The organism is Enterovibrio sp. QJM3NY_24, assembly GCF_057786035.1.
This window is the reverse complement of sequence record NZ_CM173519.1, coordinates 879,387-902,317: the sequence shown is the minus strand read 5'-3', so window position 1 is coordinate 902,317 and position 22,931 is coordinate 879,387. Positions and strand designations below refer to the sequence as shown.

Annotated in this window: 17 protein-coding genes, 3 tRNA genes and 1 pseudogene; 10 read left to right on the top strand and 11 right to left on the bottom strand. The window is 48.7% G+C overall.

The window, feature by feature from the left end:
- Window positions 1–21: 21 nt before the first annotated feature.
- Window positions 22–2,442, bottom strand: coding sequence for an ABC transporter permease (locus tag AC3CIC_RS03915; protein WP_488515395.1), 2,421 nt, complete (start codon window positions 2,440–2,442; stop codon window positions 22–24).
- A complete protein-coding gene (locus AC3CIC_RS03910) occupies window positions 2,439–3,116 on the bottom strand; it encodes an ABC transporter ATP-binding protein (protein WP_016959332.1) in 678 nt (225 codons plus the stop codon). Before AC3CIC_RS03910 ends, AC3CIC_RS03915 begins: the two co-directional genes overlap by 4 nt.
- Here AC3CIC_RS03910 and AC3CIC_RS03905 point away from each other — a divergent pair.
- The 4 genes from AC3CIC_RS03905 to AC3CIC_RS03890 all read left to right on the top strand — a co-directional run bounded on the left by AC3CIC_RS03905 (window position 3,115) and on the right by AC3CIC_RS03890 (window position 8,036).
- On the top strand, window positions 3,115–3,723 hold the full coding sequence (locus tag AC3CIC_RS03905; RefSeq protein ID WP_016959331.1) for an arylesterase: 609 nt from the start codon (window positions 3,115–3,117) through the stop codon (window positions 3,721–3,723). The two genes, AC3CIC_RS03910 and AC3CIC_RS03905, sit on opposite strands and share 2 nt — an antisense overlap.
- An 8-nt stretch (window positions 3,724–3,731) precedes the next feature.
- Window positions 3,732–4,559: an SDR family oxidoreductase gene (locus tag AC3CIC_RS03900; RefSeq protein ID WP_488515394.1), complete on the top strand. Its 828-nt coding sequence runs from the start codon at window positions 3,732–3,734 to the stop codon at window positions 4,557–4,559.
- A gap of 459 nt (window positions 4,560–5,018) precedes the next feature.
- Window positions 5,019–5,873 carry a tetratricopeptide repeat protein gene (locus tag AC3CIC_RS03895; RefSeq protein ID WP_488515393.1) on the top strand — a complete coding sequence of 285 codons (855 nt, stop codon included), beginning with the start codon at window positions 5,019–5,021 and terminating at the stop codon, window positions 5,871–5,873.
- A gap of 198 nt (window positions 5,874–6,071) precedes the next feature.
- The gene (locus tag AC3CIC_RS03890; protein ID WP_488515392.1) at window positions 6,072–8,036 is read left to right on the top strand and encodes a CHASE3 domain-containing protein; all 1,965 of its coding nucleotides are present in this window, start codon (window positions 6,072–6,074) and stop codon (window positions 8,034–8,036) included.
- A gap of 250 nt (window positions 8,037–8,286) precedes the next feature.
- On the opposite strand, the gene cueR is transcribed toward AC3CIC_RS03890, so the two are convergent.
- A complete protein-coding gene (cueR, locus tag AC3CIC_RS03885; protein ID WP_017004711.1) occupies window positions 8,287–8,706 on the bottom strand; it encodes a Cu(I)-responsive transcriptional regulator in 420 nt (139 codons plus the stop codon).
- Between the two features lie 122 nt (window positions 8,707–8,828).
- Between cueR and AC3CIC_RS03880 the strand changes: the two genes are divergently transcribed.
- The 3 genes from AC3CIC_RS03880 to AC3CIC_RS03870 all read left to right on the top strand — a co-directional run bounded on the left by AC3CIC_RS03880 (window position 8,829) and on the right by AC3CIC_RS03870 (window position 13,154).
- Entirely contained in the window at window positions 8,829–11,621 is a 2,793-nt protein-coding gene (locus tag AC3CIC_RS03880) for a heavy metal translocating P-type ATPase (RefSeq protein WP_488515391.1), read from the top strand.
- Between the two features lie 147 nt (window positions 11,622–11,768).
- Window positions 11,769–12,203, top strand: coding sequence for a DUF411 domain-containing protein (locus AC3CIC_RS03875; RefSeq protein WP_394213447.1), 435 nt, complete (start codon window positions 11,769–11,771; stop codon window positions 12,201–12,203).
- Between the two features lie 63 nt (window positions 12,204–12,266).
- Window positions 12,267–13,154 carry a TraB/GumN family protein gene (locus AC3CIC_RS03870; protein WP_488515390.1) on the top strand — a complete coding sequence of 296 codons (888 nt, stop codon included), beginning with the start codon at window positions 12,267–12,269 and terminating at the stop codon, window positions 13,152–13,154.
- Window positions 13,155–13,956: 802 nt separating this feature from the next.
- Here AC3CIC_RS03870 and AC3CIC_RS03865 read toward each other — a convergent pair.
- The 3 genes from AC3CIC_RS03865 to AC3CIC_RS03855 all read right to left on the bottom strand — a co-directional run bounded on the left by AC3CIC_RS03865 (window position 13,957) and on the right by AC3CIC_RS03855 (window position 14,416).
- Window positions 13,957–14,033, bottom strand: a tRNA-Pro gene (locus AC3CIC_RS03865).
- A gap of 50 nt (window positions 14,034–14,083) precedes the next feature.
- Window positions 14,084–14,160, bottom strand: a tRNA-Pro gene (locus tag AC3CIC_RS03860).
- A gap of 179 nt (window positions 14,161–14,339) precedes the next feature.
- Window positions 14,340–14,416: transfer RNA gene (locus AC3CIC_RS03855), tRNA-Pro, on the bottom strand.
- Between the two features lie 315 nt (window positions 14,417–14,731).
- Here AC3CIC_RS03855 and AC3CIC_RS03850 point away from each other — a divergent pair.
- Window positions 14,732–14,872 carry a DUF3149 domain-containing protein gene (locus AC3CIC_RS03850; protein WP_016960630.1) on the top strand — a complete coding sequence of 47 codons (141 nt, stop codon included), beginning with the start codon at window positions 14,732–14,734 and terminating at the stop codon, window positions 14,870–14,872.
- A 197-nt stretch (window positions 14,873–15,069) separates the two neighbouring features.
- On the top strand, window positions 15,070–15,654 hold the full coding sequence (gene smrA, locus AC3CIC_RS03845) for a DNA endonuclease SmrA (protein WP_083248031.1): 585 nt from the start codon (window positions 15,070–15,072) through the stop codon (window positions 15,652–15,654).
- Between the two features lie 110 nt (window positions 15,655–15,764).
- Here the strand turns inward: smrA and AC3CIC_RS03840 are convergent, their stop codons facing one another.
- From AC3CIC_RS03840 to AC3CIC_RS03820, 5 genes are all read right to left on the bottom strand, one after another.
- A complete protein-coding gene (locus AC3CIC_RS03840; RefSeq protein ID WP_488515389.1) occupies window positions 15,765–16,379 on the bottom strand; it encodes a LysE family translocator in 615 nt (204 codons plus the stop codon).
- Window positions 16,376–16,798, bottom strand: a complete 423-nt coding sequence (locus AC3CIC_RS03835) for a lysozyme inhibitor LprI family protein (protein WP_488515388.1) — start codon at window positions 16,796–16,798, stop codon at window positions 16,376–16,378. The genes AC3CIC_RS03840 and AC3CIC_RS03835 overlap by 4 nt, the downstream gene beginning before the upstream one ends.
- Entirely contained in the window at window positions 16,795–17,277 is a 483-nt protein-coding gene (gene ybaK, locus AC3CIC_RS03830) for a Cys-tRNA(Pro) deacylase (RefSeq protein ID WP_394213620.1), read from the bottom strand. The genes AC3CIC_RS03835 and ybaK overlap by 4 nt, the downstream gene beginning before the upstream one ends.
- Before the next feature lie 162 nt (window positions 17,278–17,439).
- Window positions 17,440–19,116 carry a bifunctional UDP-sugar hydrolase/5'-nucleotidase UshA gene (ushA, locus tag AC3CIC_RS03825; RefSeq protein WP_488515387.1) on the bottom strand — a complete coding sequence of 559 codons (1,677 nt, stop codon included), beginning with the start codon at window positions 19,114–19,116 and terminating at the stop codon, window positions 17,440–17,442.
- Window positions 19,117–19,321: 205 nt separating this feature from the next.
- The gene (locus AC3CIC_RS03820; protein ID WP_488515386.1) at window positions 19,322–20,665 is read right to left on the bottom strand and encodes a Na+/H+ antiporter NhaC family protein; all 1,344 of its coding nucleotides are present in this window, start codon (window positions 20,663–20,665) and stop codon (window positions 19,322–19,324) included.
- A gap of 278 nt (window positions 20,666–20,943) precedes the next feature.
- Between AC3CIC_RS03820 and AC3CIC_RS03815 the strand changes: the two are divergent.
- A pseudogene (locus AC3CIC_RS03815) lies at window positions 20,944–22,817 on the top strand (methyl-accepting chemotaxis protein).
- The last annotated feature ends 114 nt before the right edge of the window (window positions 22,818–22,931 follow it).

Below are 22,931 nucleotides of genomic sequence, written 5' to 3'. Positions count from 1 at the left end.
GGTTTTCGTATTTTCAACACATTATTGTCTAAGCGGCTGTAGCAACCCTCTTATCATCCATGCGACGGTTAAGAAAACCAATCCAACCGCGAGCGTGGGCAAGCTAAGCCAAACTTCTGGGTGTAAGCGAACAGGCAATTCGACGCCCCACTTCAACAGCGCTGCCATCGCCAATTCTGCCCCCCCCACCGCCATGCAACCCGAAACAAAGGCCATGATGCCGTATTCCGCCCACAAGGTAGTATTGATACGCTTCTTACTCGCGCCCAAGGTACGATACAGCATGATTTCACGTTGTCGTTCTGACAAGGTAATGCGCAGCAAGGTCAGCAACAGCAATAAACCACTCACCACCGCCAAGCCAGCCAGTACCGACAACGACAAACTGATTTGCTTCAAAATCACTTGGATTCTGCCACTCATGGTGCGCAAATCGAGCAAGGTTATGGTGGGGTAATCACGGCCTAACTGATTGAGAACATCGCTTTGCTCTTGCTCCAAACGAAAACTTATCAGCCAGTTCGCTGGCAGTGTCTCCACGAGCGCAGGGTCAAATATGAAGTAGAAATTTGGCTTCATGTTTCGCCATTCCACATCGCGAATTGAGTTCACGGTGGCAGTAAACTCCTGACTACTGACGCTAAAAGTTAGCTCGTCGCCCAAACGTAAACCAAGACGTTCAGCAATGCCGCTTTCGACAGATACACCGCCTTCACTTGGCCAAGTACCTTGCAATACCTCATTGTGGCTCGGCAATGTGTCTCGCCATGTGAAGTTCAGCTCGCGACGTAACGCTTCATCACGCTCCTCACGATTAGGCTCAAGATCCGCATAGTTGTCGCCGTTTTTACCTATCAATCTGCCGCGAATAATCGGGTACGCTTCCGATCGTTCAATGTTGTTTTCATCAACACGAGACAGGTAATCATCCAACTCTTGTTTAGCGATGTTCAGGGCAAACACATTGGGTGCATCAACCGGCAAGGTCTGTTGCCAATCTTCTAACAGGTCCGTTCTTAGCAGCCAGATAATCGACAGCAGCATGAAGGAGGTTGCCAATGCACCCAGTTGTGCACCGCTCGAAGCAGGATTACGGGTAATCCGGCTCAAGGCCAGTTTGAATGCAGGTCGTTTTACGCGTTTTTGTGCAAAGCGAAGCACCATAACGCCAAGCCCTGCCAGCAGGCTAAGCATAAGCACCAGTGCCGCCAACACCAGCCACAGCAAGCGATTGTCGTAGGACCAAGCAATCAGCGCTAAGATTGGCACAGAGGCAAGCGCCCAGCTCCAGGGATTCTTTCTTGCTCGCACTTTGCTTTGTTCTTGCAGCACACTCATTGCTGGGGCTTCAATTAAACGGATCAGCGGAATACCCAGCGCAGGTAATGCCACCAGCAAAGCCACTAATGGGCCTAAGATCCACGGCAACATGCCATAACTTGGCAGTGGCGAGGGCAACACATCAGCCAAAGGCAGGCGCAGTAAGTATTCCAGCGCTGCGCCAATGCCCAAGCCCAGCACGGTCGCCATGACCATCAACATCAGCAACTGCCTTGCTAGCCAGCGACGAACCCAACTTCGTTGTGCCCCAAGGCTTTTGACCATGGCTAATGTTTGGGTGCGACTGTCCGCGTAATGTTGGCAAGTCAGCAACAAGGTCGCCGCTGCCATGATGATGACCAACACGACGGTTAACGACAAATACCCGCGACTGCGCTCAAGCATGTCACCGGTGCGATCCCCGTCGTTTTCGTCAATCCAACGCTGACCGTCAGTGAGGGTGTATACAGATTTTACAGCGGCTAATTCATTGTCGCTGCCACGAAAGAAATAACGGTAGCTGACTCGACTGCCAGGGCGCACAACACCGGCGGCTTCAACATCGCTTTGGTGCATCAATGCCGCTGGCATTTGGCTAAACGGATTGAAAGATAACTCAGGCTCTGAAACGATCATCCCGGACACCGTGAGGGTTAAATCTCCCACATCAACCTGATCCCCGCGTTTCACGTCCAGCAGTGAGAAAAGGCGCTCTTCCAGCCACAACTCGCCCGGCTGAACCTTGTCATGCATCTCGGCGTCACTTTGTAGCTCCAACGCCCCACGTAGCGGATAGTTGCTCTCTACCGCCTTCACGGTGATGAGTTGCATGTTGTTGTCACTGAATGCCATGGTGCCAAAGCGCGTTTGATCGGAGCCTTCCGCGCCGGAAGCGTCAAGTGCAGTCAGTACCTCTGGTGCCAAAGGCTGGTTACTGCGAAGCACCAAGTCCGCCGCCAGCATCGAGCGGCCTTGCTGGGTTAAAACAGACTCAATACGCCCCGCCAATGCCGACAGCGCAAAGACACAAGCAATAATAAGTGCAAGCGCCGCAACAACAGGCCAAAGCTGACCATGAAACAATTCACGCCACGCCCAGCGCCAAACCAAATTCTTCCTCATGCCGCCCCCACCATTTCACCCGCATTAAGATGCAAGGTTCGGTGGCAACGATCAGCCAAAGCAGGATCGTGAGTCACCAAGATCAGTGTTGTTCCGTGGTCGCGGTTGAGAGAGAAAAGCAGGTCAATCACGGTTGCTGCGGTGTGCTGGTCAAGGTTGCCTGTCGGTTCGTCCGCAAACAGCACACGAGGCTTGGTCATAAACGCTCGTGCAATGGCTACGCGCTGTTGCTCACCGCCAGAAAGCTGCGAAGGCAAATGGGTTTCACGGCCATTGAGCCCAACTGAGGCAAGCAATTCCATGGCGCGTTCTTCGTCTTCATCCTCACCGCGAATCGTGCAAGGAAGCAGTACGTTTTCCAGGGCAGTCAAAGAAGGCACAAGCAGGAAGCTTTGGAAAACAAACCCGATAGATTCAGCCCGCAGTGCAGCACGCTGATCGTCATCAAGCTGGCTAAGAGGCTTGCCCAATAATTCGATTTCTCCGGTACTTGGTGTATCCAATCCGGCAAGCAGTGTCATTAGTGTTGACTTGCCTGCACCAGAAACGCCCACCAAAGCAATACTTTCCCCTTGCTCGACCTGAAGCGAAACATCCTGCAATATGGTCAGAGACTGCGTATTCGTTGTTACTTTTTTTGAAACATTTTTCGCCCTGATCACTGGAGTTGTCATGATTCGCATCCTTTCTTTTTGTCTTTTAATTCTGAGTCAAAGCGCTGCGGCGCAGACGCTGCTTGTATTGGGTGACAGCCTAAGTGCTGGATACCAGATGCCCATTGAAAAAAGTTGGCCAAGCCTCTTAGAGCCTAACGTTGTTTCCGCTAGCCCTATCGAACGCGTCATTAATGCCAGTATTTCGGGAGACACCAGTGGCAATGGCCTCCACCGTTTACCCGCCTTACTTGAACAGCATTCTCCCGATTGGGTATTCATAGAGTTAGGCGCAAATGACGGGCTGCGAGGCTTTCCACCCAAGCAAGTACGCAACAACCTCGCCAAATTGATCACCCTCAGTCAGGAAAGTGGCGCAAATGTCGCTATCATGCAGATCCAGATCCCACCAAACTATGGTCAACGATACAGCAAGGCCTTTGCTGATATCTATCTGACATTGAGTAAAGAAATGCAAATCCCACTTATTCCGTTTTTTATGGAGAAGGTGGTATTGACCGAAGGATGGATGATGTCTGACGGCCTCCACCCAAACGAAATTGCTCAACCTTGGATTGCCGAATTTATGACCGAACAACTTCTCCCTCATCTGAACAAACAAGGATAGTAAAAACAATGACAAATACCGTTTTGATAACTGGATGTTCAACGGGAATTGGTTACGCTTGCGCCCACGCATTGGCAAAGAAGGGCTTTGATGTCATTGCGTCATGTCGAAAAAAAGAAGATGTGGCAAGACTAAATGCCGAAGGACTGAATTGCATTCAGCTCGATTTAGCGGACACAGACAGCATTCTTGCTGCGGTTGAAGAAGTCAGAACACACACTGGCGGAAAGCTATATGGTTTATTTAACAATGGCGCTTACGGCCAACCCGGTGCATTAGAAGACCTCCCCACCGATGCACTTCGGAAACAATTTGAAACCAATTTCTTTGGGTGGCACACGCTTACTCAAGCCGTTATCCCGATGATGATGGCAAATGGCAAAGGCCGTATCGTGCAAAACAGCTCTGTGCTGGGTTTTATTGCGCTGAAGTTTCGCGGCGCATACAACGCCAGCAAATTTGCGGTGGAAGGCTGGACTGACACACTCAGACTGGAACTAAAAGGCACCCCCATTCAAATCAGTTTGATTGAACCGGGTCCGATCGACAGTCGCTTTCGCGCCAACGCGCTTGATGCGTTTCTTCGGGCTATCAATCTCAATACCAGCCGCTTTAAAAAAGATTATCTCGCCCAACAATCACGCCTCGAAAGCGAGCATTCCACCAACAAATATACTTTGCCATCAGAAGCGATCATTGCACCTTTGTTACACGCACTAACCGCGCCAAACGCAAAAATCCGTTACCGTGTGACAAAACCGACCCACTATATGGCGATATGTAAAAGACTGCTCCCCGCAAGCATGCTTGACCGTCTGTTGGCGAAAGGAGGCTAAAGGCAGTAACTGTCGATTGGTTCCCAAAAACCGCTGAAAAACAATCTTATCAGGTTCATATTTTTGTCATAAATGATCGGTAGGCTTAACCCTGTACCGTGAAACACCTGCCCCACCCTTCAACTTCAACGTGATGTGAGTCGGATCAGGCCGTAAACGGGGACGAAAACAAAAACAATAATTCCCCTCAAGGAGCCGGACTATGTCCTTAAGCCAATTGAACTGGCTCTGTTTGAGTGTAACGCTGGCTATTTTGCTTGTGTTCTAAGTCAGCGTTTCATATCGACAAACGCCAAGAGGAAGGCCACTGATTATCAGTGGCCTTTTTCATTTCTCGCCAGTGATAGCCATGAAAACTCTCATCTTTGCCATCAAGCACTAATTTCGTGCGCTAATGCCTTGAATTTTCGGTGCTCTCCCCCCACCTTTACAGCATTACTCCTTTAATCAGGCGATAACATGCAACCTAATTACATTGTTGAACTTACCGAGCAAAACTTTCAGCAAGTGCTGGAAAACTCAGTAACAACACCCGTCCTGATCCACTTTTGGGCTCAGATGAGTCCTGAAAGTACGGAAATCATTCCTGCAATCGAAAAACTGGCACATGAATACGCAGGGGCGTTCACACTGGCATTGCTCGATTGTGAGCAGCAACAAATGTTGGCGCAACAGTTTGGCGTGCGCGCTTTACCAACCATTGCCCTGTTCAGCAATGGGCAACCTGTCGATGGTATTGCGGGCCCACAAACCGAAGACACTATTCGTGAAATGCTGACGCGTCATCTGCCTAGCCAAGATGAAATGGCATTCAAGCAAGCACTGGCACAAATTGCTGAAGGTAACCACGCAGAAGCACTGCTGCAATTGAAGGCACTAGAAGCCACGCTGAGTGAGGCGGGAGCCTATAAGTTGGCCTTGGCGGAATGTCATGTCGAAACCCAGCAATATGATGCGGCAGAAGCGATTCTTGCGACCGTGTTAATGCAAGATCAGGATGCGCAATACAAGGCGCTCGTTGCCAAAGTTGAACTGCACAAGCAAGCTGCTGACACACCGGAAATTCGCGAGCTTGAGAAAGCATATGAAGCAGACCCAAGCAATGCTGAAGTCGCCTATGAACTCGCTGTTCAGTACAGCCAAGTTAGCCGACAAGAAGAAGCGTTGGAGATCTTGATTGGTCTATTACGTAAAGATCTTAACTGTGCCAACGGCGACGCGAAAAAGACCATGATGGATCTTCTCGCTGCACTGGGGCAAGGCAATGAGATAGCAAGCCGTTATCGTCGCCAGCTCTACTCACTGCTCTACTAATTGACACACCACTGAAATAAATCATCATTGCCTCATTATTATATAGCCCCTTATCTATAGGGGTTATTCCTCTTTAAAATCATCACTGCCCACAAAAACACACAGCAAAAGTCTCACTTTTGAACCACACTAAACCTTGAACTTGCAGCTAATGAGTATCAATCCTGCTCGACAAAGTACGCCAGTGGAGGAAAAGCCTTGTTAATAAAAAAGTTAACCATCAAATCAAAACTACTCGTCGGTAATTTGATCACAGCTTCGTTACTCGTGGTGCTTTGTAGTATTGCGTGGAGTGGGATCAACACCATGGATAAAACCGCTGACATGGTGAGCCACACTTACAAAGTCATCGATAACTCCAATGGCCTTGTCAACGCGATGGTAGACAAAGAAACGGGTTTAAGAGGATTTGCTATCGGTGGCGGTGATGACTATTTAGAGCCTTATTACGCTGGGATCACCGCGTTTGATGAAAGGCTGAAAACAGTCAAAAAACTTACCAGTGATAATCCCGCTCAGCAAATACGATTCGACGATGTGGCCAAAGATGCCGCTGCATGGGATGCCTATGCAGAGGGTGTTATCACTTTGCGAAAAGATATTCGTGAAGGTGAAAAAGCCAATATCCAACTCAAAGAACTTATTGCTTCCGGTATTGGTAAGGAAAAATTTGATGGCCTTCGCGCAGAAATTGCCACAGGAAATTTTGGTCTCGCTGGCACTCGCCTTCTTGAAGCTATGGTGAACATGGAAACTGGCTTACGTGGCTTTATGCTCAACCGCCAGGAGGAATATTTGGAGCCGTACCTGGGAGGCAAAGAAACGGTAAACAACATTCTAAAAACGCTTCAGGGCACAAAACTCGCGGCAGATGCAAATGGCTGGATTGACGACTATGCCGAAAAAGCCATCGCAACGGTTCGCGAGGCCAATCAATATGCAACAACATCAGACTTGTTCAACAAGCTATCTAAAAAAGAAGGTAAAGCTTTTATGGATGGCCTGAGAGAAAAAGTCTCAGCTATTGTTGCGGTGGAAGAGAGCTTAAAAGATCAACGCTACGTTGCTGCCCACCAAGCATCAACCGTCGCATCAAACGTAATCATTTTCGGTGGGCTGCTTACCATTATCGTGGCGATTTCTTTTGGTATTTTCGTTTCTAACTCCATCACCAAGCCCATCAACAAAGTGGTGATCGCAGCAGGGCAGCTCGCAAAAGGCGACCTGACCTTCAATCTTGATAAAGGTCACAAGAACGAAGTTGGTGAGCTGCAAAATGCGCTGATTGCAACATCAGAAAGCCTCAGTAACATTATCAGTAACATGGCTAAAGCCAGCGACCGATTAACAAACGCGTCAAACGAGCTGGGGGAAACCACCCACGCAACCAGCCAAGGGGCGCAAAACCAGTTAAAAATGACCGACCAAGTTGCTGTTGGTATGCAGGAAATGGCCAGTGTTGTTGGGGAAGTATCTGCTAACGCCGAGTCAGTGGCGCGTCTTGCCGATGAAGCTCACGGTCATGCTCAGTCAGGCATGAAGGTGGTACAAGGTACCATCAGCAGTATCCAGCAGCTTGAAGGGGAAGTGAAAACAACAGCCAATCGCCTTAATGAGCTCGCCCAGGAGACAGACAATATCGGCGGCATTCTAGATGTGATATTAGGTATTGCCGATCAAACCAATCTACTCGCCCTCAATGCGGCCATTGAAGCTGCCCGTGCAGGTGAACAAGGCCGAGGGTTTGCCGTTGTGGCCGATGAAGTAAGAGGATTGGCACAGAGAACGCAAAATTCCACATCAGAGATACAGTCACTGATTGAAAGGCTGCAACAAGGAACACGTGAAGTGGTCACGAGTATGGAAAAGAGCAGCACTATTGTTCAATCTAGTGTGGCTGATGCTAGCAAGTCAGGAGATGCGTTCGATACGATCACTCAAGCCATCAGTGAAATTCAACAGTTCAGCACATTAAATGCCACAGCCTGTGAAGAGCAAAGCGCAGCAACCAATGAAATAAATAATAATGTTCAGGAAGTCAGCATCATCTCGAAGAAAAGTGCGGATGGTGTAGAAACCACGGTTAAGTCCACTGATGAGCTCTCGCAATTAGCAAGCACTCTGAAGGGAATTGTGGATCAATTTAAGCTCCGACAAGCCTGAGTGTAAACTAGCACCGACATGTAAAAAGGCCGCTTTGATAGCGGTCTTTATTCTTTCTGTGAGTCAGTGATTCAACCACCCACCCGTTGCCCCAAATTTGGTTTCAACGCACCTTCCCCAGTTAAGGGCATACATAAGTCTTTGTGTATCAAATCACGACAAGTGTTAAACATCAGTTGAGTAATTGTCGTTCCAACCATACTGATAGCAGATGCACGAGAAAGTGGCTAGCCAGCACACTAATTGGTCGTCAGTCTTCAGTTCTCATCGATGCGTTTTCACTGTTCGAAGACAGAGCTTCGATGATGGGACAGCAAGCACTTTCATCTCCAGGACATGCACTCGCTAAGGATTTCAGCGACGTTTTCATCGCCTGAAGTTCTTTGATTTTGTCGTCAATCTCAGCGATTTTTTCTAACGCTTTTTGTTTTACATCAGCGCTGCGGCGGTTTGGATTACGTGACATATCCAGTAAAATTTGGCATTCATCCAAACTAAACCCGACCAATCTCGAACGCTTGATCATTTGCAATTCATTGATATGACATTCGTTATAGGCGCGATATCCATTCTCACTTCGCTCAGGTTCACTGATGACCCCTTTTTGCTCATAGAAACGAATAGTCTTCGCTGTCAGCCCCGTTAAACGAGAAACCTCATTTATTTTCATCAATGACTCCCGATCTCAAATTCACGCTTGACCTTACAGTTGATGGAAGGTTTATGCTCTGTATTATGAACAATTAGCCTGCCTGACTGCAAGTCATGCAAATGCACAACAAGGTTACCGCTATGGCTGACATTGAAATGACAAACGCAACCACGCCACAAAAGGCACAAGCGCTGATCACTCTGCCCCTATCAGGGCTAAGCTGCATGAACTGCGCCCGAAAAGTCATGGCGGCGGTTGAACCTATTGAAGGTGTTCATTCTGTCACTGCAGATAAAGCCTCCCTGACCATCAATGCCGATGCACCTATTCAAGAGGTTATCAAAGCTGTCGAGTCATTAGGCTATCAAGCAGGTGAAACCCTAACCGTGCCATTGTCAGGGTTGAGCTGTGGACGCTGCATTGCAAAACTCACCAGCGCCTTCGAGCAAAGCGACACCATTTTTGATGCCGTTGTGAGCAAAACAGAGGCGACAGTGACAGGCACGATCGACAGAGCGGGCATTGTTGCTATTGTCGAAAAAACGGGCTATCAGGTGCCAGATCTGCAAGACGAAGTGATCGCAGGCATTAACGCTAACGCTGAGACACAAACTGAATCAGTGGATCAATCAGCATCACTGCCTATCGATGCTGAGTCAGTAAAAGATACCGTGACCACGAACCAAACAACTGACAGCGTGACACAACAATTCATTTTGTCAGGCATGAGCTGCGCAAGCTGTGTCTCTTCGGTTGAGGGCGCACTAAAAGGCGTTGCTGGCGTTGATAGCGTGAACGTCAATTTGGCTGAGCGTACCGCGCTGGTGTCCGGTCACGCCCCTGCCGCAGCACTGATTCACGCGGTTGAAGACGCAGGATATGGCGCAGAACTTAGTGAAGATGAAACAACACGTCGCGAGCGCCAAGCCACCTTGTATGCGCAGCAGTTTACTCAACACAAACGCAATACGTGGTTGGCGTTAGGATTAGGCGCACCGCTAATGGCATGGGGTCTGTTCGGTGGTTCAATGACCGTTGACAGCACCACCAGCCAAATTGCATGGGGCATTGTTGCTGTCATGACGTTCGCCTTGCTGTGCACAGCAGGCAAACATTTCTTTGTCGATGCGTATAAATCAGCGCGTCATCATAGGGCCACCATGGACACCTTGGTGGCGCTAGGCACAGGGTCTGCTTGGCTTTATTCGACTGCTGTTGTTGTCGTACCAACACTGTTCCCTGAGCAAGCTCGGCATGTTTACTTCGAAGCCACAGCCATGATCCTTGGCTTGGTGACTCTTGGTCATGCCATTGAAGCCAAAGCACGTGCTTCAACCTCTAAAGCATTGGATCGACTGCTCGATTTGCAACCGCAAAACGCGTTGGTTGTGGAAAACGGTCAAGAGCGTGAAGTGCCATTGGCTGCCGTCACCGCTGGCATGGTGCTTCGCATCAAGCCGGGTTCAAAAATTCCTGTCGATGGCGTCGTAGAAAGCGGTGAAAGCTTTGTCGATGAATCCATGCTCACAGGCGAGCCATTGGCAGTAAGAAAAACGCTCGGTGATACTTTGCATGCGGGTACCGTCAACCAAAACGGCAGCATGTTGTTTAAAGCCACTGGCATTGGCAGCGACACCATGTTGTCACGCATCATCAATCTTGTTCGTCAGGCGCAAAGTAGTAAGCCCGCTCTAGCAAGAATGGCTGACACGGTATCGTCGATTTTCGTCCCAACCGTGATGATCATTGCGATTCTCACTGCGCTGGGTTGGTACAACTTCGGCCCTGACCCAAAACTCAGCTTCATGCTGGTCACAGCGACCACGGTGCTGATTATCGCCTGCCCTTGCGCACTTGGGTTAGCAACGCCCATGTCCGTCACCACAGGCGTTGGGCGTGCTGCTGAGCTCGGCGTGTTAATCCGTGATGCAGAAGCGCTTCAACATGCGGCAGGCGTCGATACGGTTGTTTTGGATAAAACTGGCACGCTGACAGAGGGTAAACCTCAAGTCACGTCATTGGTAAATTTTGGACTCGACGATAATGTTGTCCTGCAACTCGCCGCAAGCTTAGAGCAAGGCTCAGAGCACCCGCTAGCAAAAGCAGTACTCGATGCGGCCAAGAGCAAATCACTGACATTGTCGAATATCGACCAATTTGAAGGTATTCCTGGCAAAGGGCTTCAAGCTGTCATCGACGGTGACACTTACCTGTTAGGTAATGCGCGTCTGATGGAAGAAAAAAGCGTGGACGTGAGCAGCGCAAGCGACGCTGCAGCGAAACAAGCAAAACGCGGTGAAACGGCGGTTTATCTCGCCCAAGGTACGAGGTTGATCGGTCTAATTGGCATCAGCGATCCACTACGACATGATTCGGTCAGTGCCGTCGCACGCATGAAGAGTTTGGGCTACAAGGTCGTGATGTTAACGGGCGATCACCCTGACACCGCCAACGCCATCGCGGCACTTGCAGGCATTGATGACGTGATTGCAGGGGTGCTGCCTGATGGCAAAGCCGACGCCATTATCACGCTACAAGCTCAAGGCCGTAAAGTCGCCATGATAGGTGATGGGATTAACGACGCGCCTGCGCTTGCGAAAGCCGAAGTAGGCATCGCTATTGGCAGCGGTAGCGATGTTGCGATTGAAAGTGCGCAAATGACCCTGATGCGTCACTCCATTGATGCAGCGACAGACGGGTTAGAATTGTCCAAAGCAACGCTACGCAATATGAAAGAGAACCTGTTTGGCGCATTTATTTACAATTCTTTGGGTATTCCCATTGCAGCGGGTGTGCTATATCCCCTCACCGGTGCATTGCTTAGCCCCGTGGTAGCAGGCGCAGCCATGGCGTTGTCATCCATCACCGTGGTGAGTAACGCAAATCGACTGCGCTGGTTTAAACCTCGCAAAGGAGGCAATCATGTTGGTTAATCTGATAGGTATTGGCCTGATTGCTTTAATCATTTGGTGGTTCTGGCTATCTGGCAAGAAAGATAAACAATAAAATTAAACATTTAGCCAGGCGCCCTTACAGGTGCGCGTGGTGATAAAGATCTTAAAAACACTGAGGAGATAATCATGAAAACTCTACCTAAACTTGCCGCCTTTTCCCTCGCTCTTCTTTCAGCAAGCACTTTTGCGGCAGCAGGCATCACGTATAAATCCCCTTATTGCGGTTGCTGTAAAGAGTGGGTAAAGCACATGGAAGACAATGGCTTTGAGATGACCGCTGAAGACCATGTGAACATGAACCCCATCAAACAAAAGTTTGGCATCAAACCGCAGCTCGCTTCTTGCCATACTGCTGTGATTGATGGCTACGTATTTGAAGGTCATATTCCCGCTAGTGACGTTAAGAACTTCCTTGCTGAAAAACCTAAGCTAGCCGGCCTTGCGGTTCCCGGCATGCCGATGGGCTCACCTGGCATGGAATATGGTGATCAAAAAGATGCCTATAACGTGATTGGCTTTTCAAAAAATGGCATGACGATGGTCTTTAACAGCCACAATTAACAACGCATAGTGACTTATTGGCAATGGGTCTCCATACTTTGATTTCATCAGCATGGAGGCTCAATGTTAAAAGTTATTACAATTCTTATCTCACTGTTTTATTGCACTTATACAGCCGCAGAACCCACTGTTTGGCAGGCAAAAAAAGGGCAACTGACTTTTGTGTTGATGGGGTCTGTCCATATGGGCAAACCTGATTTCTATCCCCTTCCTAGCAGTATTCTCGACCCTTTCCCACACACAACAGGGTTAGTCGTCGAAGCTGATCTAAACAAAGATACCCAGTTTGAGATTCCGCAGGGAGCAACGACAAAATCTCTTTTGAACAAACAAGAACTTCGCCGTCTGACGGAGATAGCCAAAGAGATTGGCGTACCCGAAATCGCCTTATACAACATGCCGCCATGGCAAGCAGCTATGGCCATTCAACAGGCGCAAAGTGAGCAGTTTGAGCTCGACGCAACCCTTGGGGTCGATCTGCACTTTCTCTCTCTGGCGCAAAAAAAAGATATCCCAATCATTGCGTTTGAAACGGTTCAAGAACAACTGGATATGATTGCTTCAATGGGAAAAGACGGCCTACCGCTACTCGCAGATACCCTGAACTACTGGGAAGACTCGAAAGCACTACTACCTTGCATGTTCAGCGCTTGGGAAAGCGGCGACAGCCAAACCATGACGGCAATCGTTGATGACATGATGCAAGAGGCGGGTGTGCTGGAACACGTCATATTCACAGACAGAAATGAAAATTGGGTACAGCAATTAAGTAATACGGGTCGCTTTACTGATGGCACTTACACGGTTGTTGTCGGTGCACTTCATTTTTATGGCGAAGAGGGCTTACTTGCTTTGCTCGAAAGCAAAGGGTTTACCATCGAATCGTTAACTGAAAGCCGAAAAGCCGATTGCGACATTTCGGCGCTCCTGTCGCGAGAAGGTGTGTCGTAAAACTTAGCCGCTAACCACCACATTTGTGACAAGCATAGAAACCACGAAAAGCAGAATGAACCAGATGATGAATGACTTGCGCATGAGATGTCCTTACAACGTGGGCGCGGTACGCGCTGAAAGTGAATTCAGTTTAACGTAAACACCCCCTCCAACGCAGCGACAATTCTGATTTTGTTACACACTCAGCAGCCAAAAAACGAAAAAGCCTCAGCATTTCTGCGAGGCTTTCGAATGGTTGGTCGGTGAAGATGGATTCGGACGGGGCGACCTTCCGTACCCGACCCTCTGGTCCGCTTTTATTCAGAAGCAGAGATGCGCTACCAAACTACGCTATTCACGTGCAGCGTTTTACTCTACGTCAGATGCAAAAAAGCCTCGCATTTCTGCGAGGCTTTCGAATGGTTGGTCGGTGAAGAGGGATTCGATTGGTTCGGCATTCCGAGGACTTGCCATCAAGCGGGGCGGCCTTCCACGCCCGACCCTCTGGTCTGCATTTATTCAGAAGCAGAGATGCGCTACCAAACTACGCTATTCACGTGCAGCGTTTCACTCTACGTCAAATGCAAAAAAGCCTCGCATTTCTGCGAGGCTTTCGAATGGTTGGTCGGTGAAGAGGGATTCGATTGGTTCGGCATTCCGAGGACCTGCCATCAAGCGGGACGGCCTTCCACGCTCGACCCTCTGGTCCGCTTTTATTCAGAAGCAGAGATGCGCTACCAAACTACGCTATTCACGTGCAGCGTTTCACTCTACGTCAGATGCAAAAAAGCCTCGCATTTCTGCGAGGCTTTCGAATGGTTGGTCGGTGAAGAGGGATTCGAACCCCCGACCCTCTGGTCCCAAACCAGATGCGCTACCAAGCTGCGCTATTCACCGAACCGATACAACTCTTTCTGAATCATCAGAGGCGGCTGTCTACCTGAAAGTGGTCGGTGAAGAGGGATTCGAACCCCCGACCCTCTGGTCCCAAACCAGATGCGCTACCAAGCTGCGCTATTCACCGAGATTTTGCGTTTTTTTGAGATGCTTTCAGAGGGTCACCCTCTGCTCCGCTATTCCCAAGATCCGGATGCGCTACTAAGCTGCGCTATTCACCGAACGTTGTTCTTTGTCAGCCGTTATGCTAACTAATGATAAGACCATCTTGAAACTCGTTCATTGATATCTCACCACTTTAAATAGTGGTCGGTGAAGAGGGATTCGAACCCCCGACCCTCTGGTCCCAAACCAGATGCGCTACCAAGCTGCGCTATTCACCGAACGTGTTGCTGTATTTCTTTGTGTCGAGTGCGTTAGAAAAACCACGTTACTCACCGACAATCGCTGTTTACGCAGTGCGTCTCAGAGGTCGCTATAATACTCATCCTTGTACGAGACTCAAGTATTTTATCATGATTTTTACTCGTTACGGACCGTTCGCTCAAAGGATCACCAATCCGAGGCAAATTGCGACCTTGAACACAGTTGAATTATCACGTGGCACTAACACGCTGCTCACTTGATCTGGATCATCGATGAATCGTTCACCAATTGGCAACCTAGTCTTAACTTTCACAGACATAGGAATCACAAAAATGGACTTCTGGTTAGACCTACTTTTCGGAAACGCAATTGGCCTCTCCTCAATGATCGTCATTTTTGTTGCTATTGGCATGATCACGTTTATGGGTGGTTTCTTTGTTTACAAAGCGCTTCAAGAGCCTGAAACGCACTAATTTCATTGAAGCTGCTAACTGAAAAATTTGGTTGCTTACGCCAGAGTATACAAGGCGCTCTGGCCTTTTTTTCTCATTATAAGAAAAGAAGTTTGCCGCAATTTCTCCCATTCCTGCATTTTCCGCAGCACGATCTACAAGACCTACGCGCAAATTACAATTATACTCCAGCGATGCTTCACCAATCCGTAACGACTATGAACGGTAATAATGAGTCCGATATTTTTCGGGAAATGATGGCTGATGTAGCGCCGATTGATCACGATACGGTGGAAAGAACCAGCCATCCGCACAAACCCTCTGACGCACAGCTTGCTCGTCAACTTGCTGCGCAGCGACTCTCTGACGGCGATCCTCAGTACCTTTCTCTTGATTATGCCAAGATGCTTAAGCCGGAAGATACCGTTGGTTACAAGCGCGCAGGTGTACAAGATGGTGTGTTCAAAAAACTGCGTTTAGGCAAGTATGATATCCAAGCGCGACTGGATCTTCACAAGTTCACTTTGAAAGACGCGCGTGAAGAGATCCTCAAATTCCTGAAACAATGCCAACGTATGGACATTCGCACTGTCATCGTTGTACATGGAAAAGGTGAACGTTCAACACCACAGGCTCAAATGAAGAGTTATGTCTGTCAGTGGCTTGAACAGATCAGTGATGTGCAATGTTTCCACTCAGCACTACGCCATCAGGGCGGTGCAGGTGCAGTGTACGTTTTGATTAAAAAGAGCCAAGAAAAGAAGCTAGAAACGCGCGATCGCCACTTGAACCGCCGCAGTTAGCGTCCGTCATCACTGATAAAAAATGACACGAATAACGTAAAAAGGAGCGAATACATCGCTCCTTTTTTGTTGTTTGATACGCAGCCAAATCGACTGACACGATTGCTAGCCTATAGGGTCACAATCACACGAGCGGCTAACCCGAGCAGCACTAACCCGCATAGCTTATCAATCAATACCGCATTTTGTTTTAGCGTTTCTAACATACGGCTGGATGACAGAGCCAGTGCGACGAGCGTATACCAAAGCCCATCAATCAAGAACGGCGTGATCACAATGACAGATCGGCTAAAGGTATCCGAACCAATGGCGACAAACTGGCTGAACAACGCTAAAAAGAACAACGCCAGTTTTGGATTAAGCACCGAAATCATTGCGCCATCTCGTGCCGCTTCCAATAACGTCGTTTTCTCGCCTTTTTCAAGTTTCGCCGCAACGCCACCTTTTGCACGCAGCGACTTAATCCCTAGCCAAGCAAGGTAAGCAGCACCTGCATAGGTAATAAACGTAAATACCATCGGCGATTCTTTTAAAATCACAGCCAACCCAAGCAAGGTAAGCAACGCGTAAAAGCCCACACCCAAGGCATGTGCCCATGCTGCGACAATACCGTGCAAACGCCCACCAGCAAGGCTGTGACGCACCATAACAACCAAGCTAGGTCCTGGGGACATCGCCCCTAACAGGCATACCAATACCAGACTTAACCAAACAGACAAACTCACTCTGTATTCCTCTTTGCGCCCATCAATCCATTTAAACGAGCTACCTGCTCATTAGTGAGTTCAATCATACAACTAAGATAACCTTGTCCACTGCCGGAACCAGACGCGTAGCTAACCTCCACCATTTCGCATTGCTCTTCTCGCCACACGTCAAAACTCGCAACAGCTTTGTTTTCTGCAGCAACCGCGTTAGAGCCCGACGAAATTTGATCTAATTCTACAAAGTGCACATTGAGTGCAGCCGTAGTTCTGTCCAATTCGACCCGCGCAACCTGCCAATGATTATCAAGGCAAGCGGTCACCTCAACATGGGTTTCGTGTGCTTTGTAACACGTCAAAAGTGCTGATTCTGGTTTCTCCGCCGCGGCAGAAAAAGGTAAGCACACTAGCATGAATGCGGGTAACCCTTTGTGCATCATTTGCTCTCCTTTCCAATTGAAGCCATCTTCCCTTGGGTTAACGCCACCAAATCCGCTGGTGATAGCTCGATCTCTAGTCCACGACGACCCGCACTGACATAAATCGTCTTAAAGTGTGCAGCGCTGGCATCAAGCAGTGTCGGCAAACGCTTTTTCTGACCTAGCGGACTGATCCCTCCCACGACATAACCCGTGGTTTTTTCTGCGATGTCGGGGTTCGCCATTTCCGCCTTTTTGGCACCCGCCGCTTTTGCAGTCGCTTTTAAATCCAATTGCCCCACAACGGGAACAATCGCCACGCCGAGCTTTTTAGGGTCGCCATTCATGGCAAACAGCAGGGTCTTGAACACACGCGTAGGATCTTGCCCAAGCACAGATGCCGCTTCTAGGCCGAAATTAGTGTTGTTAGGGTCATGCTCATAGCTATGCACGTGGAATGCGATGCCTGACTTCTCTGCGAGGGTAATGGCCGGTGTCATAATAATTTCTCTCGAGCGTGGCGAAGGCCAGTTAACATGTTACAGCCAATGACCTGACTAATACTGTTGCGATAATGACATAAAAAAAGGCACTGTCACCAGTGCCTTTTTAGCCAGAGCGTGATAGCGCAAGCGTTTACTTGCACTTCAATTCACAAGTCTTTACTTGTAAACGATATCGCCAGTTGGCTCATACTTGTTCACATCAATTGGCGAGTTTTTCTCTAAGAAGTCTTTAAGCACTTCCGCATCTACAAAACCCGTGTTGACGTTGCCAGGATGATCGGCAATTTTTGGATAGCCATCACCGCCTGCTGCGTTATAGCTTGGCACGGTGAAACGGTACGTTTTATTTGGATCCAGTGGCTCACCACCAATCACAACGTCACTCACGCCTTCTGGAGAAACACTCATCGCAATACCATAAAATTGCGCATAGGCACCAGAATCAACGGATTTTGTCGCAACCACATTCAGATAGTCCAATACTTCAGCACCGCTCATGTCGGTGTAAGTCAGCATATTTCCAAACGGCTGAACGGTCAGGACGTCTTTGTAAGTCACGTCACCGCCTTCGATAGAATCACGCACGCCGCCTGAGTTCATCACGGCAAAATCTGCTTTCGCACGTTCTTGGTGTGCAGCGGCAATCATACGGCCCAGATTAGTTTGCTGGAAACGCACCACGTTGCGATCACCTTCCAGTTTTCCGTTGGTTTCCGCGATCTTGATGTTTAGCTGATCTTGGCCTTTGTCTTGGTAAGGTTTAAGGAAGTCATAAATCTCTTTGTCTTTAGGAATCTCGCTCTCGATAAAGACTCGCTTCTTCTCGCCGTTAACCTTTATTTTTTTCTTCAGGTTTACGGGAATCAGGTCGTAAGACACTAAGTTCAATTCGCCGTTGCGGAATTCAAAGTCTGCCTTACCAACGTACTTACCCCATTCGTGCGCTTGAACAATCCAAGTGCCGTTTTGGTTGTCTGGCTTACACTCATCACCCGGTTTGAACGACTTGCTGTATACGTTTGGACCTTCCATACACACTGGCTCTTGTGAGTGACCACCCACAATCATATCCAGCGAACCACCGTCAAGATAACGCGCAAGCGCCACGTCACCCGGCGCGTTCACGCCACGATTACCATCTTCATAGTGACCCATGTGTGTGGTCGCAATGATGATGTCAGGCTTTTCGGTTTTCTCTAGCTCAGCAATCAGCTTTTTCGCTTCTTCTTTTGGATCACGAAAATCTAGCTCGCCAATGTATTCTGGGTTACCGATTTTTGCTGTGTCTTCAGTAGTCAAACCGATAACCGCAATACGTAGGCCATTCTTTTCGAAAATTTCGTAGGCCTGGTATTTACGTTCACCCGTCGCTTTGTCGTAAATATTCGCTGACAGCATTGGGAAGTCAGCCCACTGCATTTGCTTTTCTAGCACGTCGAGCGTGTTATCAAATTCGTGGTTGCCCAGAGCCATCGCGTCATAACCAATCATGGTCATACCCTTGAAATCTGGTTCTGCGTCAAGTAAATCAGACTCTGGAACACCTGTATTTATGTCACCGCCAGACAGCAACAGCACCGAGGCACCCTGCGCTTCAGCTTCGGTGCGTAAGTGGTCGATTAGCGTCTTACGTGCTGCCATACCGTACTCGCCATGGCGATTATGCCAAAAGCGACCATGGTTATCATTGGTATGAAGAATAGTGACGTTATAGGTGGTATCTGGTTGCCAACCTTGCACAACTTCCGTTGTTTCAGTGGTGGTTGAACAGCCAGCCAATGAGGCCAGCAATGCAGCGCTAATGGCTACTTTCAGAGAAAGGCGATCCTTCATGGGTGTACCTATATTTGTTGAGAACTTTAAAGCTAGCGTATGTCTAGCTTCTAGATTGATTAACGAAGATTTTCGTCATTTTCACGAAACAGTCTAAATATATCCGTTAATCATCACATTGTTCTTTCAACAAACTGCCGCCCAGATCACTGAAAAACACCCTGTAGGTAGACATCTAATGCCTGCTACAGGGTGTTTGTGGTGGTTATTTCGCCGCGAGTTGTCGCTTTGAGCGCGCGATGGCAAAACCTGCAGATATCGCCAAAAGGAAACAGTAATAAGACTGTCCAACCACGGAAAGTGGCGACAATTCAAAAATAGAACCCAATAGCAATGCTTGAGCGCCATAAGGCAACATGCCTTGGATGACACAGGAGAATATATCCAACAAACTTGCACTGCGTTTTGGTGCCACATCATGTTGCGTTGACAACTCTTTCGCCACACCACCAGCCACAATGATCGCCACCGTGTTATTGGCAGTGCAGAAATTCGTCAAGCTAACAAGAAGCGCGATACCCGCTTCACTTGCACGCGGTGAGCCTTTTTCAGCCGACTTGTCAGCACGTGACAAGATAAGTTTGCTTAGTTTCTCAGTGACAAAAGCAAGCCCGCCCTGCTGACGCATCAACTCAGCCAGACCTCCGATAAGCAAAGACAACAGGAAGATCTCCTGCATGTTGCCAAAGCCCGCGTAAACATCCTGACTGAATGTCATCACGCTGTAGCCATCGGTTTGCGCCAAGCCCACAACTCCTGCGAATACAATGCCGATAGTCAGCACCACAAACACATTAATGCCGTATACCGCCAAGGCCAGAATAGTTAAATATGGCAACACGGCTAACCAATCAATCTCACCTGCCACTGGGGCTTGCGTGACTTCATTGGCAAAGAAGAAAATCAACAATGTCACCAACGCTGCAGGGACCGCAATTTTTACGTTCTCTCGAAATTTGTCTTTCATGTGACACCCTTGCGAACGCGTTGCCGCAATGGTGGTGTCTGAAATGATCGAAAGATTGTCACCAAACATCGCGCCGCTCAATACCACACCTGCCATCAACGCGGCATCTATACCCGTGCTATCGGCTATTCCCAGCGCAACAGGCGCAACGGCGGCGATGGTGCCCATGGACGTCCCCATTGATGTCGCAATGAAGGCAGAAATGAGGAATAAGCCTGGCAGAATGAAACTAGAAGGGAGTATCGCCAAGCCTAAATTAACGGTCGCATCCACCCCGCCCGTCGCTTTTGCGACCGCAGAGAATGCACCGGCCAACAGATAAATCAGACACATTGCCGTTATGTCACGGTGCGACACACCTTCAATAAACTGGCCAATCGCTGTGTTCAATTTATCTTTGCTCATCAACACCGCCAGCATGATGGCAGGCAATACCGCTATCGGTGCTGGGAGCTGATAAAACGCGAATTCAATATTCTGGGTGGAGAAATATACGCCCGTACCAATGAACAGGCACAGGAATAGTCCAAAGGGCAGCAGCGCGAGCGCTGAGGGAGTCATGTCTGATTGCTTCTGTGTCATGTCATGTTGCATATATTTTGTGAGGTTGGACGCAGAGTAAAAGGAAACGCCCATTACGTCAATAAATAGACGTCTAAACGTCCGCATATATTTATCTTCATTGCCCACACTTCTTGGTTTGAAACAAGCTCACACTATGATGTCTTTTTGCTAAAGCATTCACTATCCGTGCCGATACCACACGTCATACCAATAACAATATTGACCATAACAACATGGCGATTGGCCCCTTTGGCGCCTTTCCTTTGAATTCTCGAGTAAGCTGCAAGGAACGTAAGATGACACTCACACTCAAACAAAAACTCATAGGCACTTGCCTTGTTGCCGTGATGGCAATGGCAACTGTTCTCTCATTACTGGCAGCCAATCAACTGTCTACGCAAACTCAACAGAGCCTAGAGTATCGCGTAAAAAGTATGTCTGAAGTCGCTAAAGTGGGCTTCACTGATTGGTTAGAGGCGCACTCGGTGGCGATGTCTGGCTTCATTCAAACCATGCCCCACAATGATGAAGTCAACGCCCTGGAAATGCTGCAATTATCAGGCAAGTTTGCGATGACGTTTTATGCGCAAACCGATGGCACACTTGTATTGGCGAACGGCGCAAGCGTAGACATCGACCCTCGTCAGCGTCCTTGGTACCTTGAAGCAATCAAAGAAGGCAAGACTATTTGTACCGACCCATACCGTGATGCGCTAACAGGCGAAACCATGGTTACTGTTGCCACACCCGTGTATCAAAATGGTCAGCTGACCGGCGTTGTCGGCGGAGATATCAGTCTTCGCAAAGTCGTCAGTGATTTGTCTCAGTTTAATTTTGGTGAAAATGCATTCGGCATGCTGTTTAGTGACAGTGGCACGCTAATCGCACATAGAGATCCAGCCCTAAATAGCAGGCCTGTCACCCAATACAATCCCGCGCTAAACCTTTCTGTTGTTCGTCAAGCCACGCAGAACAGCGAATTGGTACAAACCACGCTCAATGGCAGCAACAAAGCCTACTTCTTTACTGAATTACCACTAGCCCAATGGTTTATCGGTATTGAGTTGGATATGGAAACGGAACTGGCGGAACATCACAGTGCTGTGACCACTCTGATTTTAACCAGTCTTGCCGTGACACTGGTGGTTTTAGTGCTATCAGTTTGGCTGGTGAATGTACTGTTTCGCGATCTGAACCGTGTGGCTACTGCAATGGCAGAAATTGCCAGTGGTGATGCGGATTTAACACAGCGTCTCACCCCTCACAGCAATGATGAAGTGGGTCAACTTGCCCATAACTTCAATACCTTTGTTACCAATATGCACACGATGGTCTCGCACCTAAAAGATGTAGGTGAGTCACTGTCAGTGCAAGCGAATAACGCAGCCGACCAAGCAGGTATTCGCAGCGCGCGTATTCGTGGTCAGCAAGATGAAATCAGCATGGTTGCCACCGCCATTAATCAAATGGCAGCAGCGACACAAGAAATCGCAGGCAGCGCAGAAAATACCGCACAACTGTCAAAAGAGGCTGTTGGGTCTTCTGAATCAGGCGCATCCCAGGTTATGCAGAGTCAACAATCTATCGGCAATCTGTCCGTAGAGGTGGAGTCAGCAACCTCGGTTATTGCGGAGCTGCAATCGCACACCCAAAGCATCAACTCTATCTTGTCGACCATTCAGGACATAGCAGAGCAAACTAACCTATTGGCGTTGAATGCGGCCATTGAAGCGACCGCGCAGGTGAGCAAGGTCGTGGCTTTGCGGTAGTTGCAGATGAAGTTCGTGTGCTCAGTCAGCGCACACATGATTCAACCCGCGAAATTCAGTCCACCATTGAAACACTGCAAAGCACCACCCATTCTGCAGTTAAAATCATGGAAGGCAGCCGCCACCTTGCGACCACCAGCGTTGAAGATGCGAATAGCGCCACCGACAGCTTGTCACAAATCACGACCTCGGTTTCCACCATCAGTGACATGGCCACACAAATTGCTTCCGCTGCAGAAGAGCAATCTCTGGTAACAGCAGAAATAACACGCAATACAGAAGCTGTGCGCAGTGCGTCAGATGAATTGGCACAAGAAGCCAACGACGCATCCCAACAAGCAAGTGAGCTTTCCCAATTGTCCAAACAACTGAATGCTGAAATCTCTCGCTTCCACTTGTAGTAAAAACTGATGCCAACGCATCAAGGTAATGACGACAACAAAACGTAAAAAAGCCGGCGTAAGCCGGCTTCTATTTTTTATCAGTTTGCCTGATAAACTAACGCAATAAACGCC

What these genes read in the sequence shown, in the direction of transcription:
- AC3CIC_RS03915 (WP_488515395.1), bottom strand. Translation starts at nt 2,442, where the DNA reads ATGAGGAAGAATTTGGTTTGGCGCTGGGCGTGGCGTGAATTGTTTCAT.
- AC3CIC_RS03905 (WP_016959331.1), top strand. Translation starts at nt 3,115, where the DNA reads ATGATTCGCATCCTTTCTTTTTGTCTTTTAATTCTGAGTCAAAGCGCT.
- AC3CIC_RS03910 (WP_016959332.1), bottom strand. Translation starts at nt 3,116, where the DNA reads ATGACAACTCCAGTGATCAGGGCGAAAAATGTTTCAAAAAAAGTAACA.
- AC3CIC_RS03900 (WP_488515394.1), top strand. Translation starts at nt 3,732, where the DNA reads ATGACAAATACCGTTTTGATAACTGGATGTTCAACGGGAATTGGTTAC.
- AC3CIC_RS03895 (WP_488515393.1), top strand. Translation starts at nt 5,019, where the DNA reads ATGCAACCTAATTACATTGTTGAACTTACCGAGCAAAACTTTCAGCAA.
- cueR (WP_017004711.1), bottom strand. Translation starts at nt 8,706, where the DNA reads ATGAAAATAAATGAGGTTTCTCGTTTAACGGGGCTGACAGCGAAGACT.
- AC3CIC_RS03880 (WP_488515391.1), top strand. Translation starts at nt 8,829, where the DNA reads ATGGCTGACATTGAAATGACAAACGCAACCACGCCACAAAAGGCACAA.
- AC3CIC_RS03875 (WP_394213447.1), top strand. Translation starts at nt 11,769, where the DNA reads ATGAAAACTCTACCTAAACTTGCCGCCTTTTCCCTCGCTCTTCTTTCA.
- AC3CIC_RS03870 (WP_488515390.1), top strand. Translation starts at nt 12,267, where the DNA reads ATGTTAAAAGTTATTACAATTCTTATCTCACTGTTTTATTGCACTTAT.
- AC3CIC_RS03850 (WP_016960630.1), top strand. Translation starts at nt 14,732, where the DNA reads ATGGACTTCTGGTTAGACCTACTTTTCGGAAACGCAATTGGCCTCTCC.
- smrA (WP_083248031.1), top strand. Translation starts at nt 15,070, where the DNA reads ATGAACGGTAATAATGAGTCCGATATTTTTCGGGAAATGATGGCTGAT.
- AC3CIC_RS03835 (WP_488515388.1), bottom strand. Translation starts at nt 16,798, where the DNA reads ATGATGCACAAAGGGTTACCCGCATTCATGCTAGTGTGCTTACCTTTT.
- ybaK (WP_394213620.1), bottom strand. Translation starts at nt 17,277, where the DNA reads ATGACACCGGCCATTACCCTCGCAGAGAAGTCAGGCATCGCATTCCAC.
- ushA (WP_488515387.1), bottom strand. Translation starts at nt 19,116, where the DNA reads ATGAAGGATCGCCTTTCTCTGAAAGTAGCCATTAGCGCTGCATTGCTG.
- AC3CIC_RS03820 (WP_488515386.1), bottom strand. Translation starts at nt 20,665, where the DNA reads ATGACACAGAAGCAATCAGACATGACTCCCTCAGCGCTCGCGCTGCTG.